Origin of the sequence: Brucella thiophenivorans, assembly GCF_002252445.1 — a bacterium.
Lineage (GTDB): Bacteria > Pseudomonadota > Alphaproteobacteria > Rhizobiales > Rhizobiaceae > Brucella > Brucella thiophenivorans.
Genome location: NZ_NNRJ01000014.1, coordinates 151,979 through 168,659, shown reverse-complemented (window position 1 = coordinate 168,659; position 16,681 = coordinate 151,979). Strand labels below are relative to the sequence as shown.

Genomic DNA, 16,681 nt, shown 5'->3' with positions numbered 1-16,681 from the left:
CGTCGCGTTCATGGGCTTGTTCGCGAGATTTTCCATGGATGTCTCTGACTTCACCATAGCGGCGAGAAGTGTATCGCTATCAGCTTATCCCGACGAGGGACAACGGGCCGGCTATCTGGCGCTGGGGCTTTTGCTGGTATTAGCGGCATTGATTGGCCTGCAACTGTCTTTGATGCCTTCAGCTCTGTTTGCCTTTTGCGCCACACTTTGTTTTGTGCAGCTGTCTCCCAAAACATTGCGGTGGTTTCAAACGACCAGAAGTATGCGCCGCATAATCCAAGCATGGCGGGCTACAAATGCTGTGCCTGTGGTATTCCGCTGCGCCCTGCTTTCATTGATCGTTCTGATCTGCCTTGTGGGACTTGCTTTTGAGCCGCACCTGCTTGCGTTGGAACTGGTGATTAATGTGCTTTTCTGTGCGGTTGTGCTGCTTTTTATGGGGCCTCAGGATCGTAGAATGACATCCGATACAGAATAAAGATTGTTGTAATGCGATTTACCAGACAGGCCGAGCTTTCTATTGAGGTTCTCGTTTTATGCGCGAGAGCAGCCAATGGCGATGCTGTTACGACGCGTGAAGCAGCAGAGGCAACCGGCACCACGAAAGATCATGCTGCGCAGATCGTGACAGATTTGATCCATCATGGCTTTCTGGTTGGCACACGTGGACGCGGCGGTGGTATTCGTCTGGCGCAACCGGCTTATACAATCAATGTCGGCACAGTGTTGCGATTGGTTCAGCCGGGCTTTGGTGTTCACGCGCAGGCATCGAAGGAAGCTGGCGGGAATTCTGCTTTTGGTATGTTGTTGCAAGCAGCAATGCGTTCCTTTGTTGCAGCCTTTGACGATTTCACTATTGCCGATCTGAGCATTGAAACCAGTGACGGACGGCTTGCCTGTCTCGATTGCGATCTGCGCAATCTCATCAATCATGGACAGATGTTATCAGAGCTTCGACGCAAAGGCGATCATGCGTCGTTGCCTTTCGTTGTAGATGCATCATGAATGGTGCTTCGGATCATGGACGGACAATTGGCTGGTCAACCGAATTTGTACTTTGGGCTGGGGCAAGCCTGATTGTGTTATCGGTGCATGTCGGCACTGCGATGTGGCTTTTGCGTCAGCCCGAAATGCTTGCTGCCGATAACGCGCCCCCTGCTGCCATCATGATCGAACTTGCGGACATGCCGGAAGCGGCCATGACGGAAGAAAACGAAGTTTCGGCTGATGAGATAACTGCGGATGCAAGTGCGCCCGTTGAAAAGATTGAGGAACCTGTTGATGAGCCTGAGCAGGAAGCGGTTCAAGACGAGCCCCAGCTTGTGGAACAGGAAGAACTGGAAGAGGAACTGACACAGCTCGATAAAGTGGAGGTTCCGCTTCCATCCGCAAAACCGAAGCCACCACAGCGAAAGAAAGAGATTGTTCAGAAAGAAAAGCTGGTCAAGAAGCCTCAGCAGCAGGCATCCTCAAAGCAAGCGGTACAAGCGCAAGCGCAGGTTAAACAGTCAAACCGCAACGCGGCACGGCAATCTGCATCGGGGCTGTTTGCCTCCACAATAACGCCAGCCCGCTGGCAGTCGCGTTTAATGGCGCATCTCGAACGCCGAAAGAAATATCCTTCAGGCGCAAGATCACGTCGCGAGGAAGGCGTGGTTTATGTCCGCTTTCAGATTGACGATACGGGTAAGGTTTTGTCTGCATCCCTTGCAAAGTCTTCAGGCTGGTTCGAACTGGACAATGAAGTGCTGTCTCTTGTGCAGCGTGCCTCGCCCGTTCCCGCACCGCCTCCAGGTGCAAATAAGATCATTACTGCACCTGTTCGATTCAATAGAAGATAATTTGATCGGATATTATCACTTTGTTCGATGTGCAAGGCGAGGATGCTCAGGTCAGTCACGCTTGGGTCAAGAGTAGAAAATTACCAATCAATTTTGCCAAGGTTTTTGGATATATTTCCTAAATGTTCTTACCGCTCCCGTACATAGCCGAACCATGTGCTGAGTTGAATTCAACAATATGACCGGTGAGAAAATTAATATCTCACCGGTCATAAACTTATTCAATAAGGTCTAAAACTTTACGCTAAGCTTGGCTTTACCCGAGTTTTGATTAAAATTCGAACCATACTGACCTGAATATTCGAGACCTAACGTGGTCTGGTTGCCGAGATTTATGTCAAACCCAGCCTTGATAATCGCGGTGTCTTTAGAAATTGGCGCGCCAGCGACTTCAAAGACCATTCCATCGTCAAATGCAGCGGCTGTGGTCGGTATAGTGTCGCCATAGGCGTGCTGCCAACCGACAGTGCCGTTGAGCTTCGCATTCATGCTACCAAATACGACGGGAGCGGAAGCGCGAAGACCAAGCGTGGTGAAAGTGGTCGTCGTCGTTTCTTTTCCGATCTGAAGCGCGGCATTGCCACCATTCTCATTAAACCGGTCGGTTTGCAGTCGCACCACAGCAACATTCGCAAATGGCTCAATGACTGTTTCGTTCAGATCGAAACGATGTGAGAGTTCACCAAAGGCCTGGAAGCTATTTGCGCTGTAATTTGCATCAAGGTTTTCTGAAAAGCCCGGAAAGGCGACAAAATGATCGGTTTCGATTTTGTGCCAGCTATAAGCCAGCCCTGCTTTGAGCAGCGTTGCATCCCATTGAGTACCGCCATAGATTCCAAGATGATAGTTATCGCTGTGGCCAGATGAACTACGAGCATTCACATCGAAACTGGTACGGCTGTATCCTGCGAGTGCGCCCAGTCTCCAATTTTCGACGACTTCCGCATCATAACCCGCAACAAAGCCGCCCGTCGATTGCTTCAGCTTACCAACACTTCCATCAGCCCGGGTTTCACTCCATTGGCCAAGCGCCTGTCCCCAGATTGCTGCGCGCGCTACAGAAACCTGCGCTGACGCTTTATCCGTTGCTACCGACGATGATGCCGCACTCTGCCCCGCACCAACAAACGCCGCGCCAATGCGGTCCATAACGGCATCTCGAACGATGGAGCTGTCATTGATGATCGCAGTTTTCGTCGAAGCATGAATTTCGCCAGACAGGGCATTGAAAGCACGACGTACATTGTCTTCGCTATCCTGCATGACGACGGTGTCGTAAACCGCGTTACCGGCCCCAAGAGCTTCGACCGCAAGTGCAACAGACCTTTGATTGCCGGTCTTTGCGGTGGAAACAAAGTCGACGTCGTTTCGAGCCAGATCAAGGTAAACATTGTTGGCATCATAGGCCAAGCCAAGGTCCACAAATGGCATGTTCTGGCTTAGATCTCCAAACGACCCCGTGATGCCGCCTTCCGCACTCAGAAGGGTATAGCGTTTGCCCGGCATATAGGTGCCTGCTGCTTTTTCAATATAGACCTTTGCGCCACCCAGCGTTGCGGTTCCGCTGACATCAATACGGTCACTTTTGCCGGAAGCGTCGATTTCAGCGACATAAGTGGCCGCTGCATCAAAGGTAAGATCGCCTGCTACCTTAAGTGTTCCGATGGAATTGCCGGGTGCGATGATGCTGCCAGCACCGGCATAAAGTCCGCCGATAAATCCTGCACCACCAAGATGAGCCCCATTTTCGACGCTGACCACGCCGCCAAGGAAGGCACCAGAATGGGAGGCGTCCCCAATAACCAGGCCACCTTCTTTTACAGTTGTCCCACCTGTATAGTTGTTTGAACCGTTCAGAACCAGAATACCCGTTCCGGACTTCGTCAGGCTGCCAGTACCATCAATATTGCCATCAAAACGCGTATTGGCGGACTGGTTTATAGTCAAATCAGCCGAACCAAGGCTCAATATACCGCCTTCACCCATCAGCGACGACATGCTCACATTGAAATTATTGAGATCAAGCTTGCCACCGTTCACCGCAAAGGCCGTGTTGTTGACGAATGCGCCATCCGCACCGGCTTGAAGCACTCCGCCTTCAACTAAGGTTCCGCCCGTATAGTTGTTTGATTGCCCCAGAATGAGCGTGCCAGCTCCACGCTTGAGCAAAGCGCCTTCGCCGGTGGCTTGCTGCAGCAACGTGACGCGGCTATTCGCATTAGCGATGTCGATCCATCCAAGTCCCTCAAGTGACACGGTGCGATCCAGCGTTTTCATATCGCTGCCAGTAATACGTAAACCACCACCTATTAATCGCAGACGAGCATTGGCATTTCCCAACGCGGCATCTTCGCTGACGAGGATCGTTCCGCCGTCAGTGACTGCTGTTTCGCCAATGAAGGAGTGATCATCGATGCAATAATCTTCGATGGCCTGCTCGAAACGCGCATCCGTGCTATCGCAGTTGAGCAGCGTCTTTTTTTCTTCAAGCGTCAAATTATTTAAAACTGGCTTGCCATTGGCATCCGAAATCTGACCGAGATAGAGGTCGGTACGGTGATTGTTTCGCGTTAGAACAAATTCTTTATTCTTGTCGGCAAAACCGTAAGCATTGGTACCCCAAACAAGACGCGTTTTCTGGACTTGGTTTTCTGAATAGGTGTCCAGCTGAGGCCCGACCCAGCGGAAATCATGCGCAACAGGTTCATGATCGGAGATTGCTTCTGGCTGGCGGCCCGGCCGGGTAACTTTTACGTCTTTGATTACTCCGGTGTATGGATCGGCAGGGTCATCCACAATCTCATACCATTTCCCAAATGGCCGCGAGACGAGGAAGTGATCGATCTTTGCACGGTCCCAGCTCGCCCAGGTATTGGTTGCGTCTTCGCCTGCCGATGGCCATGTGGTGCTACCGTCGTTGAGATCGTGTGGCTTAAAGCCTTCGCGGACAGCATCAGTCTGAAGCAGCATATACTGCTTTTTGAGCACATTCATGGTAACCGGCAAGTTGTTGTCAACCGCATAGGTTTCTTCTGCAAGACCCACATCCTTACCAGCCTTGTACGCGGCTGAAAGAGCGTCACCCCATTGCTTCCATGTCAAGTTGTCGATGTTCTGTCCGGCATATGCTTCCTGAATGACGGCACGCATTGTTGGTTGATTAGCATTGAGAATATATTGGCGTGTAAGATCGCGGTAAAAGTTGTTTCCATCTGACTGCTGCATCAGTCGGATCTGCGCATCAATGTGATGAAGACCACGTTCAGAAACGTCGCCCGCATTGAAATCACCCATGACGATAATGGGCTGGGTCGACCCTTTCGCCCAGGTATTGAGCGCTTTGGCTTCGCTCAGACGACCAGTAGAACCGTCTGCGTAGTCCAAATGAACGGTACCAATCAATGTCTTCGGGCGGGAGCCCTGAGCATCCAGCTGGGTGTAGCTGACAAAACGCCCCTGTGTCGATCCGCCGAGATTAAGCGTTCCAAACGTACCTGGCAGACGCGAAATAATACCCACATCACCGATCTGTACGTTTCCATAAGAGCCACGGCCAGCGGTTTGGAGGAAATCGGGTATCCGCGTGACATAGGTACTACCATTGATCTCCTGCATACCGAGGACATCGAAATTCGCGGCTTTCATAAAATCCGCTGTTAATTCCGGGTTCTGTTTGAACTTATTCCAGATATTGAGCGTCATCACGCGAATATCGTAGCTCTCGGCCGCGCCTGCCGGAGTGGCGGCAATTCCTGCGCCTGCAACACCACATAAAAGCTGCGCAGTTAAAGCCAGAAGTTTTCGGTTGCGTTTGGTTGTCCCCAGTAACATCCCTCGGTCCTTATCTTGGAAAATGCATCCATTTCATCATTGTGACAGCCAGAGTGATTGTCCAACTTCACCTGATGCGGAAATGACAGAGTTCAATGTCACTTTTATTACATTTTGCTCAATGTTGATTATCCAAGACTCGCCTACGGCATCTTTTGAACAGTAGATGTCATTAATATTACATTTTTATTTGCTAGGGCTTCCGGTACTTCTTGTGGCCTAAGCCCACAATTTCCTTGCCTATTTCAACCCGGGAATGAGAAATGGATCTGAGCAACCAAGCGCATAAGGATGCGACGGCAAACATGAGCGAACTTTCCATTTCCGGTGGCAAGAAAAAGGAAATCCGGCAGCAACTGCTGCTTCAGTGGATTGAGAACAGCCATTATGTTTCGCTTGAGGAAATCGCGGAACGTTTCCACGTGACGACTCAAACAGCCCGACGCGACATCGCCGATCTGGAGCATAAGGGTAAAGTCAGAAGATTACATGGCGGCGTATCCCAACTCGCTCCACTTGATCCCGTCACCTATCGTCAACGCAGACATGACCGGGCAGCCGAGAAAGCACGCATTGCTGAGGCTGTGGTTACGCTCATTCCCGATAACGCCACCATTTTTCTTGATACTGGCACCACATGCGAAGCTATTGCCAATGCCCTTATAAGCAGAGAGCGCCTGCACGTCGTTACATACAGCCTTCGATCAGCAGCCATTATCAGTGAAAAGACAGACTTCACCTTAGCGGTTCCGGGTGGTTTTGTTCGACCAATCGATGGCGGAATGTTTCAGGAAGATACGCCGGAATTCATCCGACGCTTCAAGTTCGACTATGCGATAATTTCCGTCAGCGGCGTAGATAATGACGGCGATCTGTGTGACGACGATCATACGGAAGTAGCCGTTGTTTCAGCTGCGTTGCGGCAGGCCGCACACAAGCTGCTCGCAGTGGACAGCTCAAAATTTGGCAAACGTGCGATGGTCAGGCTTGGTTCAGTTCACGACATTACCGCAGTTATAACCAATGAGATGCCAGCCTCGCCTTTGTCGACCCTTTTGAGAGAAGCAAATATCCCTATCGTTCTCTCGACGTAGACAGATTTGGTGTTGATTTCTAGTTCATCACTACCAGAGCATATCTTTAGAACGTTGAATTGATTGTGAAGCGACAATAGTGGTTCTGTCTGATTCAAAGTTTTCAGCGATTGAGACGATTGATTGGGCGAGCGTTAAGTAATGACCTTCGGTCACTCGCTTTGAAGGCTGCAAGCAACGGATCCCCGGTCCGCAGTGCCGGTGTATTGGGTTTCGTATATCGGCGACGACAGCAATCCGCCGATCCAGTGAATCAATTACCGGTCGAACGGCCTGGACACGAAAATGACGAGACTGCGTGGACAGTCTCAGCGCGGTTAAAGATGTCACGCTGGCCTTCCACATGGACACTGGAAGACAACCACATTCACCGGCGCGCTTCGCCTTTCAGTTATGCTAGCACCTATGGTGCTTGAGGGCGCGATGAACACTGATGCATTTCGTGCTTCCATCGATCTGATTCAATCAGATCGAAACACGCGATCAAAAATCTAAGGAAGCGATCAAAGCGGCAGGTGCTCAACTGCGGTATCTGCCGCGCTATAGTCCCGATTTCATTCCGATGAAAACGGCATTTTCGCAGCTCAAAGCCCAACTGAGGGTGAAAGCTGAACGCTCAATTGAAGCTCTATGGGATGCCGTAGGCGCAAAGTCATAAAACTGTTCGAACCTGCGGAGTGCGCGAACTACTTCGCCGTATGCGGTATGAACCAACATTAAATTGGTATTTATCATTAGTTATTGTCAAATCTGATATAAATATAATTTTAGAATTACCACTAGCAATGTATGTAATCGTTCTTGTTTCCCTCATTGGGCCAAATACGTGCGATAAACCAGCAAGCGTGGCAAAATCAGATAACGCTATGTGGGATTAGAAACTAATGCTATCTGTTCCAGCTCTCGCACCGATGATATTGCATTGCGACATATCGGTAATACTAATATTTATATAATATAAAAAATTAGTAAGATCTGTCGCAGAAATATATTTTTCGCAGAATGCTGGTTACCGTCGCTCTGTTGGAAAAATTTGGTCGGCTAGAATTTGCCTTATCTCTGAGTGCAATTATGCTGCGAAATCTGTCAGCATCGCGAATGGTGAACAATTGTCCTTTGCGACAAAGCCAAAGAAAAGGGCGGGAGTTCATCCCGCCCTTAGCATATACATTATGGATCGCGATTATTCGACCTTGCTGGTGGCGCGGTCGATAACAGCCTGCGGGAATTCGACGCCCATTTTCTTGGCAGCGCTAAGATTGATGACAAGGTCGGTGCCTTTGGCGATTTCGACAGGAATATCAGCTGGCTTTTCGCCCTTGAGGATGGCTACAACCTTTGCGCCGGTCTGCTTGCCAACGTCGTAATAGTTAAAGCCGAGAGCAGCCAGTGCACCGCGTTTTACCGAATCTGTATCTGCGGTGAAGAGTGGCAGCTTGCTTTCTTCAGCAACACCGACAGCGCTTTCAAGGGCTGAAACGATGGTGTTGTCGGTTGGCACATACATGGCATCCGCGCGGCCAACGAGTGCACGCGCAGCACCCTGAACTTCTGCCGACTTGGTTGCAGCCGATTCAACGATTTCGATGTTTTCAGCCGCAGCTGCTTCTTTCAAGGCTGCGAGAAGCGAGACCGAATTGGTTTCACCGGAATTGTAAAGATAGCCGAGCTTCTTGATGTTCGGCATCACTTCCTTGATCAGCTTGATATGCTCGACCACTGGCGACATGTCGGAAAGGCCGGTTACATTGCCGCCGGGCTTTGCCATGTCTTTTACAAGCTGCGCGCCGACCGGATCGGAAACGGCGGTGAAGACGATCGGAATATCGCGCGTTGCAGAAACCACTGCCTGTGCTGAAGGCGTTGAGATGGGAACGATGACATCAGGACCATCGCCAACAAACTGGCGTGCGATTTGGGCTGCGGTTGCCGGATTTCCCTGAGCGGACTGATAGACGAATGTCAGATTTTCGCCTTCCTTGAAGCCAGCTTCTGCCAGCGCATCCTTGACGCCGTCACGGGCTGCATCAAGAGCTGGATGCTCAACAATTGCGGTTACAGCAACCGTGACATCCTTGGCTTGTGCATGCGTGGTGATGGCTGTTGCGGCCAGCAATGCCAGAAGAATGGCCTGAAATTTGGAACGCATGAAAATCTCCCCTGTTTTGGTGCGTCATCTATCGGCATAGACTCAATATTCGGTTCCCCGGGTTCAAGGCTTATCCGCATCTTTTGAGGCTTAATCTGGTCTTTAAAGACTGTCAACGCTTACCCATTAAGCGCCTTCGTTTGCCCGTTATATTCTGTTTCATGAACACAGTGTTCAGCCCACTTTCAATAGCTATCGCATACCGCCATATTCTGCGAGAACACTTGAAAAGTGCAACGCACTCAAGGAATGAGAATATGAAAAAGATAGGCTTTCTTTCATTCGGTCACTGGTCGCCATCGCCGCAGTCGGCAACCCGTTCTGCGGGTGATGCTTTGCTGCAATCAATTGATCTGGCCGTTGCCGCTGAGGAACTCGGCGCTGATGGCGCTTATTTTCGTGTGCACCATTTTGCACGCCAGCTTGCGTCACCTTTTCCGTTGCTCGCAGCAGTTGGTGCGAAGACCAGCAAGATCGAAATCGGCACCGCCGTGATCGATATGCGCTATGAGAACCCGCTTTATATGGCGGAGGATGCCGGTGCTGCTGATCTTATATCAAAGGGCCGCTTGCAACTTGGTCTGAGCCGTGGGTCGCCGGAACAGGTGATTGATGGCTGGCGTTACTTCGGTTTTGAACCAGAAGAAGGGTCAAGTGACGCTGATATGGGTCGTAAACATGGTGAGGCTTTCTTCGAGGCTCTCAAAGGTCAGGGCTTTGCCCAGCCAAATCCGCGTCCGATGTTTCCCAATCCGCCCGGCCTGTTGCGTCTTGAGCCGCATTCAGAAGGTTTGCGGGATCGTATCTGGTGGGGCGCAGGTTCCAACGCCACGGCTCGCTGGGCTGCAAAACTTGGCATGAACCTGCAAAGCTCCACTTTGAAAGATGATGAAACGGGCGAGCCGTTCCACGTTCAGCAGGCAGCACAGATCCGTGCTTATCGCGAAGCCTGGAAAGAAGCTGGACATGGACATGAGCCACGCGTTTCTGTGAGCCGCAGTATCTTTGCGCTGGTTGATGATCGCGACCGTGCTTATTTTGGTGGTGGCAGCAAGGAGCAGGATTCCATCGGCTATATTGATGAGAATACCCGCGCTATTTTTGGTCGTTCCTACGCTGCGGAGCCAGAGGCGCTGATCAAAGAGCTTGCGCAAGATGAGGCTGTTGCCGAAGCTGATACGCTTTTGTTGACGGTGCCCAACCAGCTTGGCGTCGATTACAATGCCCATGTTATTGAGGCGATCCTCAAGCATGTCGCACCGGAACTCGGCTGGCGATAGAAGCGTAGCTATTAAATGTTAGATCGGTTCCTGTTTAGAGCGTATCCCGAAAAGTATGAAATGGTTTTCGGAATAAGATGCGCGTCAAAACAAATATTTAGAGCGCCGATCTGATCCAATCAGATCAAAACGCGCTCTAAACAGATGCCTTGAAACCCCTCTATCTATTTGTCTTTACGCATTATCCCACGCAAAACCGCTCTGCACTTTTGCTGGAAATAATCTTACCTCGCGGCACAATGTGCCGCGAGGTTTGTAGAGTTCACGCGCAGTTCGCCCAAACACCGCTTCAGACGTTTCGGCATGCGCTTGCGTCAAAATTCTCCAAATACCCTTACCGTTGCACCCACTGCATTTTCGCGCGATGCGGTGCGGATGATATAGGGCATGAGTGAAAGGCCAGTTTGGTCATTGAAGGCGTAGCTCAAGCTGGTCGATGCCGAGCCTCTTGTGTGCGAAAAGTCGGAGCCATAGATCAATGCGCCGATATAATTCGCTCTCGCATCAAATTCTGGATCTTTGTGCGCAATATCCTGCTCGATTTCGACATTTACAGACCATCGGAGCCGGTCACTGAATGGCATACTATAATTTGCACCTGCATAAGCGGTCGTCAGTTCATATTTCATATCGCTATAGGTGAATGGGAACAGTGCATTTGTTTCCGTATAACCGTCCATGGAAATATCGCTGTAACGAAGGCCGCCATAAGTGCCAAACCGTGCATTGTTGAAGCTCAGATTTTCGCTCTGTCCAAACTCCAATGCTGTGCTCCAGCCTTGTACGCGTGTTTCGCCGGTTCCGCGTTCCGTATAAGGAAGGAGAGGCCGCGTAATTTCCGTATCATACCGATTTCCCGAAAGGCTTGCCCGCACATACCAGTCACCGTTGGCTGTCTTGTCTTTCCATTGCGCATAGATCCCGCCGCCGAGATTGTCGTTACCCGTATCGAAGCCATCGGGTTGTTCCTGCCAGAAGGAATGCGCAATGGTAGCGCCCGCCGAAAAATTGTCGGTAAAGGCATGTCCGAGTGTGAAACCTGCGAGCAAATCCCGCTGATCGCCAAACCCGCTTATGTCCGTGAATTGCGAATAGCAAGTTTGGCCTGCGCTATCCACCGTACAATAACCCTGCAATTTATTCAGTGTCAGGCGCTGCGCCTCCATCGCCGAGAAGCTGCTGAATGCGAGTTTCATCACAGTCGCAACAGTGTGGTTGACGTCTATGACCACCGGGGTGACCACGGGGCCGGGCGATGGAGAATTAGGGATTGAACCGGAGCCAGAACCAGCCCCGGGCTGAGTTGGTTTTGTTCCAGGGGTGCCGCCAGAGTTTCCATCTGGATCCACCTCAGGATTTGGCGGCGTCGTTTCAGGATCAGTTCCTGACCCATTTCCGGGATCAACGCCGGGGCCGGTTCCAGGATCAATGCTCGGATCGGTGCCTGGGTTTATTGCCGGTAGTTTCCAGAGGGTTGCATGGAGATCCCCTTCTGCGGTTTCAGCAGTTCCTACGATGACACTACCATCGTCAGAAATATCCCATGCAAGGGCGTTATTACCGCCGATTGTACCAAGGTCGATCATGCCATCATGTGCGGTCCATCGGAAAGCGCGCATAAACATCGTATCCGTATAGCTGTAACCAACCACCGCACTGCCACTGTCCGTCATATTCAAAGCATGGGAAAGCTCTCCACCCAACGAGCCGAGACTCATCATTCCAGTTTCAGACGTCCATCGAAAAGCCTGGTTAAAATTGTTGTCTACAGTCATTGTTCCAACAACGACTTTTCCGTCACTGGAAACAAAGTCAGCGATGCTGTGTTGCGTGCTTCCCTGCGGACTGAGGTCGACCATTCCAGTGGTTTTAGTCCAGCGGAAAGCATGTTGCTGTTGATCAGCGGTATCGCTGGTGCCGACGATCACAGATCCGTCTGCTGAAACGCTGCGCGCTGTGGAATTGAAGCCGCCCAGCGTTTCCAGGCTGACCATGCCGGTCGCCTGTGACCATCGAAAGGCGTGTGTTTCAGACGTCGCGGTTGAGCTGTAGCCGACGATTGTGCTGCCATCGGCAGAAACGGCGTGAGAGAAGGAGGACGTGCCCCCCAAAGTGTTGAGGCTTGTGATGCCATCCTGAGGCGTCCAGCGGAACGCATTGGTTACTGTGTCGCCAGCAAGATTGCTGTCACCTGTTACCACGTTACCGTCAGCCGAAATGCCTCTCGTGAGCGACATTGTTCCACCCAAGGTGCCGATGTCACGCATGCCTGTGTCTCGGGTCCACCAGAATGCGCTTACCTGTGTAGGACCAACAGAACTGCTGCCTATTGCAGCGCGACCATTCGCTGAAATCGTCTGTAGCGCTGTTTCGCCGGTACCACTGAGCGAACCAATATCGGTTATGCCATCCTGCGTGATGACAAAGGATTTGTCGTAGGTGCCGCTTAGTGACATCCGCCGCACGCCAAATACCTTGCCATCAGCAGATATGCTGACCCCATCGGCTCTTGATCCCCCGAAAGAACCATGAACCTCATAGACTGGTGTGTCAGCCCACGCTTGAGAGCTAATCACAACAAGTATAGTTGATTTTAGAATTATCTTACATACTGACATGGTAATAATACAGCTCTCAATTAGTATTTTATAATTTAACCGCATATAATTTTTAATATAGTCTGAAAATATACTAGTGATATGGCGATGGAAAAATCAAGCACCATTGCAATTTATATTTACAATCTCGCGGGCAATATGTGGGGGTGGGCTTAGAGCGCGTTTCGATCTGATAGGATCAGATCGGCGCTCTCAATATTTGCTTTGACGCGCATCTCTGTCCGAAAATGATCTTACACTTTTCGGAATGCACTCCAATATGCGTCATCAAGTATTGCGCTGAACGGATCAGAGCATTTCTATCAATCAGGGCGTATTTTTTATCTTGCGATACGTATTTGGATTAAAATGGGAAAGCGGCTTATTGTGTCGATTGCAAGCCGTTCAATGCAAGCAGGTGTTTCATGCGTTGGATGGCGAGTTCCGGCTGGTCGAGAGTATTTGCTTGATCAGCAAGGCGGAAAATATCGGCATAATGGATAACGCCACGTGCCGATTGCATTCCGGCGGGCATGGTGAAATGGCTCTGATGACCATTCAACCAGGCGAGAAACACAACGCCTGCCTTGTAATATTGCGTCGGTGCTTCAAATATTTTGCGTGATAGCGGCACGGTTGGCTCGATGATCGCGCGGAAACGCTCCGTGTCTCCATTGGCAAGATGTGCCAATGCGCTTGAAGCCTGAGGTGCGACCGCGTCGAAAATACCAAGCAGTGCATGGCTGTGCTTGTTGCCGTCACCTTCGATCAGCGGTGCATAATTGAAATCATCGCCCGTGAAACACAGCACACCTTCCGGCAGGCGGTTGCGGAGTGCGATTTCATAGCGTTCTTCGAGAAGTGAAATCTTGATGCCTTCAACCTTGTGGCGGTTGGCTTCTATGATATTGATGACGGTATCAAGCGCATCCTCGAATTGGGCTGCGCCCCAATAACCTTTGAGTTGTGGGTCGAACATATCGCCCAGCCAGTGCAGCACCACTTTTTGGCGCGCGTTTGTGAGGATGTGGTTGTAAACCTTGACGTAATCTTCAGGCGAGCGGGCGATACGCGCTAAGGCGCGGCTGGCCATGAGAATGAAACGACCGCCGTGTTTTTCGATGAATTCAGCCTGTGTTTCATAGGCTCTAATCACCTCGTCGAGGCTCTTTGCGTCTGCTGGGTCGAGATGATCAGTTCCGGCGCCGCAGGCGAGATCGGCACCCGCAACAGTCTTGCTTTCTGCAAGCGAGCGGCGGATCAGTTCTTGTGCGCCTGCCCAGTTAAGTCCCATGCCGCGTTGTGAGGTGTCCATCGCTTCTGCGATTTGAAAGCCGAGACTCCAGAGGTGATGACGGAAAGCCATGGTCGCGTCCCAATCAATTGCCGGATTGTTCCATGGATTGCTGTCTCTGAGTGGGTCTGAAACCACATGTGCTGCGGCATAGGCAATGCGGTTGAACCGGGGAGGAGAGGTGGGGCGCGGTGTCGGTGTGCCCGTCATGCGATAGGGTTTTAAACCGCCGTCCGCGAATGGCAGGGTGAGTACGGTTTCCGATGATGCGCTCATGTCAGTCCTCCAACTCCATGAGGAGTACTCATAATTTAGATCGTTCCAATTGGCAATACGGGACAGAATATGGCGAAATTGTGCAAAAATAGCGGGTTTTCTGTGAAGTTGCAAAAGTGGATACTTTTATTGGTGAAATAATGAAAATAGACGCTCTATTTCCGGATTTCCAACAGCATTATTGGGCTTCTTTTGCGATAGTTCTGAGAACGAGCAAAGCCGTTGACAAAATTGGAACGTTCCAATTAAATGAGAACAACAGGAGACGTCTATGAGCAAGAGCAGCATTACGGTAATCGATATTGCACGCGAAGCAGGCGTGTCGAAGTCGACCGTATCGCTTGTTCTGCGCGATAGTCCGCTGGTTCATTCCGAGACCCGTACACGAGTTCAGGAAGCGATCGAGAAGCTCGGCTATGTCTATAACCGCTCGGCTGCAAATCTGCGTCAGTCGAAATCGAAAATCATCGGGCTTGTGGTCAATGATCTGACCAACAGCTTTTTTGCCGAGCTTGCCGTTGGTGTTGATCGCGTCATGCAGTCGGCAGGTTATGTGCAGTTTCTCGCCAATACAGCGGAAAGCATTGATCGTCAGCGCGAAGTGATTGCCTCGATGCGTGAGCATGGCATTGCCGGGCTGATCGTTTCGCCCGCGCGTGGCACAGAGGCTAGTGATCTGAAACCATTAGCAAAAAGTGGCCTGCCGGTTGTGCAGATGGTGCGCGATGTGCCGGGATCTGGTGTGTCGTCGATTGTTTCAGACAATCGCGGCGGCGTGGCAAAGGCAGTTGAGCATCTGGTGTCCCTGGGGCATCGGACAATCGCATTCATGGGCGGCTATGCGGATACCGCTGTTTTTGCTGAAAGAGTCGCGGGCTATCGCGCAGGGCTTGAGCAGTCGGGCATCGTGTTTGATGATGCGCTGGTCTTTACCTCTGCGCCATCACGCGCTGGCGGTGTTGAAGCAGTTGAGCGCATGTTGCGGCACGGCATGAAGCCGACGGCAGCGGTGTGCTTCAATGATGCTGTAGCTTTTGGGATCTGCGATGGTTTACGTGCTGCAAATCTGGAGCCGGGCCGGGATTTTGGAGTGGTTGGCTTTGACGATGTGATCGAAGCAAAGACCGCTGTTCCTGCACTGACAACTGTTGCTGTTGATCCGCAAGGTTTGGGAGAACGTGCGGCGCAGCTTTTGCTGAAACAGATCAATTCAGAACGGGTGGAGGCGGAGGCGCAGCGTTTGGCGGTGCGCCTGGCGGTGCGTGCAAGTTGCGGTACGCAAACGAAACAGGAGGAGAAATTCGAATGGCAAAGTGGGGCCTTATAGGCGCAAGCACCATTGCAAAAGAATGGGTCATCGGTGCCATTCGCGCGCCAAATAAGTCAATTGTCGGCGAAGTTGTGTCGGTTTACAGCACCAATGCTGAGCGTGGCGAGGCCTATGCCCGCGAGAACGGTATTGCCCGCTCTGTGACAAGCCTTGATGCGCTGTTGTCTGATCCGGAAATCGACGCTGTCTATATCTCCACTACCAATGAACTGCATCGCGATCAGGCGATTGCCGCCGCCAAAGCAGGTAAGCATATTCTGTGCGAAAAGCCGCTGGCTCTGACGATTGGCGACGCGCATCAGATGCTGAAAGCCGTGCGCGAAGCGGGCATTGTGGCGGGCACAAATCATCACCTGCGCAATGCTGCAAGCCACCGCGCCATGCGTGATGCAATTGCCAAGGGCAGGATAGGCAAGGTGCTTGGCGCGCGGGTTTTTCACGCGGTTTATCTGCCGCCGCATTTGCAGGGCTGGCGCATTGAGCGGCCGGATGCAGGTGGCGGCGTGATCCTCGATATTACCGTGCATGATGCCGACACGTTGCGTTTTGTGCTGGGTGAAAATCCGGTCGAAGCTTTGGCATTCAGCCAGCAGGGTGGCTTAAGCGGCGAAGGTCTTGAAGATGGCGTGATGGGCGTATTGCGCTTTCCTTCCGGTGCGATTGCGCAGTTCCACGATGCTTTTACCACAAAATATGCCGAAACCGGCTTTGAAGTGCATGGCAGCGAAGGCTCGCTTATTGCAAGTAATGTCATGACGCAAAAGCCGGTGGGGACCGTCATTCTGCGTGACAAGGATGGCGAGCACGAATTGCCGCTCGACCAGAAAAATCTCTACGAAACCGCCTTGCAGGCTTTCCATAATGCCATCGCAGGTAAAGGCCAGCCTTCGGCAACACTGGAGGATGGCATCTGGTCGCTTGCTACCGGGCTTGCCGTGCTTGAGGCTGCAAAGACCGGTAAAGCAACCGCTGTTCATTCAGGACTTTGA

Annotated in this window: 11 protein-coding genes and 2 pseudogenes; 9 read left to right on the top strand and 4 right to left on the bottom strand. The window is 51.4% G+C overall.

Annotated features, from left to right (window positions below; translation table 11 throughout):
- The 3 genes from CEV31_RS04960 to CEV31_RS04950 form a co-directional block, all read left to right on the top strand.
- The coding region (locus CEV31_RS04960; RefSeq protein WP_328587683.1) for a DUF454 family protein at positions 1-478 on the top strand (478 nt) is incomplete at its 5' end.
- An 11-nt stretch (positions 479-489) separates the two neighbouring features.
- Complete coding sequence (locus CEV31_RS04955) at positions 490-1,005, top strand: Rrf2 family transcriptional regulator (protein WP_094505798.1); 516 nt, start codon at positions 490-492, stop codon at positions 1,003-1,005.
- Positions 1,002-1,841, top strand: a complete 840-nt coding sequence (locus tag CEV31_RS04950; RefSeq protein WP_094505797.1) for a TonB family protein — start codon at positions 1,002-1,004, stop codon at positions 1,839-1,841. Before CEV31_RS04955 ends, CEV31_RS04950 begins: the two co-directional genes overlap by 4 nt.
- A 231-nt stretch (positions 1,842-2,072) precedes the next feature.
- Here CEV31_RS04950 and CEV31_RS04945 read toward each other — a convergent pair whose 3' ends face one another.
- On the bottom strand, positions 2,073-5,672 hold the full coding sequence (locus CEV31_RS04945; protein ID WP_094505796.1) for an autotransporter domain-containing protein: 3,600 nt from the start codon (positions 5,670-5,672) through the stop codon (positions 2,073-2,075).
- Positions 5,673-5,935: 263 nt separating this feature from the next.
- Between CEV31_RS04945 and CEV31_RS04940 the strand changes: the two genes are divergently transcribed.
- The 3 genes and pseudogenes from CEV31_RS04940 to CEV31_RS21535 all read left to right on the top strand — a co-directional run.
- A complete protein-coding gene (locus CEV31_RS04940) occupies positions 5,936-6,766 on the top strand; it encodes a DeoR/GlpR family DNA-binding transcription regulator (RefSeq protein WP_094505795.1) in 831 nt (276 codons plus the stop codon).
- Between the two features lie 270 nt (positions 6,767-7,036).
- A pseudogene (locus CEV31_RS21540) lies at positions 7,037-7,208 on the top strand (IS630 family transposase); the annotation flags it as partial.
- A gap of 57 nt (positions 7,209-7,265) precedes the next feature.
- Positions 7,266-7,486, top strand: a pseudogene (locus tag CEV31_RS21535) (IS630 family transposase); the annotation flags it as partial.
- Positions 7,487-7,949: 463 nt separating this feature from the next.
- On the opposite strand, the gene CEV31_RS04935 reads toward CEV31_RS21535, so the two are convergent.
- Positions 7,950-8,915, bottom strand: coding sequence for an ABC transporter substrate-binding protein (locus CEV31_RS04935; RefSeq protein ID WP_094505794.1), 966 nt, complete (start codon positions 8,913-8,915; stop codon positions 7,950-7,952).
- Between the two features lie 257 nt (positions 8,916-9,172).
- On the opposite strand from CEV31_RS04935, the gene CEV31_RS04930 reads away from it, so the two are divergent.
- On the top strand, positions 9,173-10,195 hold the full coding sequence (locus tag CEV31_RS04930) for an LLM class flavin-dependent oxidoreductase (protein WP_094505793.1): 1,023 nt from the start codon (positions 9,173-9,175) through the stop codon (positions 10,193-10,195).
- 314 nt (positions 10,196-10,509) lie between these two features.
- On the opposite strand, the gene CEV31_RS04925 is transcribed toward CEV31_RS04930, so the two are convergent.
- Positions 10,510-12,651, bottom strand: a complete 2,142-nt coding sequence (locus CEV31_RS04925) for an autotransporter domain-containing protein (RefSeq protein ID WP_169717308.1) — start codon at positions 12,649-12,651, stop codon at positions 10,510-10,512.
- Between the two features lie 523 nt (positions 12,652-13,174).
- Positions 13,175-14,362: a dihydrodipicolinate synthase family protein gene (locus CEV31_RS04920; RefSeq protein ID WP_094505791.1), complete on the bottom strand. Its 1,188-nt coding sequence runs from the start codon at positions 14,360-14,362 to the stop codon at positions 13,175-13,177.
- Between the two features lie 271 nt (positions 14,363-14,633).
- On the opposite strand from CEV31_RS04920, the gene CEV31_RS04915 reads away from it, so the two are divergent.
- Positions 14,634-15,689 carry a LacI family DNA-binding transcriptional regulator gene (locus CEV31_RS04915; RefSeq protein WP_094505790.1) on the top strand — a complete coding sequence of 352 codons (1,056 nt, stop codon included), beginning with the start codon at positions 14,634-14,636 and terminating at the stop codon, positions 15,687-15,689.
- Positions 15,668-16,681, top strand: a complete 1,014-nt coding sequence (locus tag CEV31_RS04910; protein WP_094505789.1) for a Gfo/Idh/MocA family protein — start codon at positions 15,668-15,670, stop codon at positions 16,679-16,681. The genes CEV31_RS04915 and CEV31_RS04910 overlap by 22 nt, the downstream gene beginning before the upstream one ends.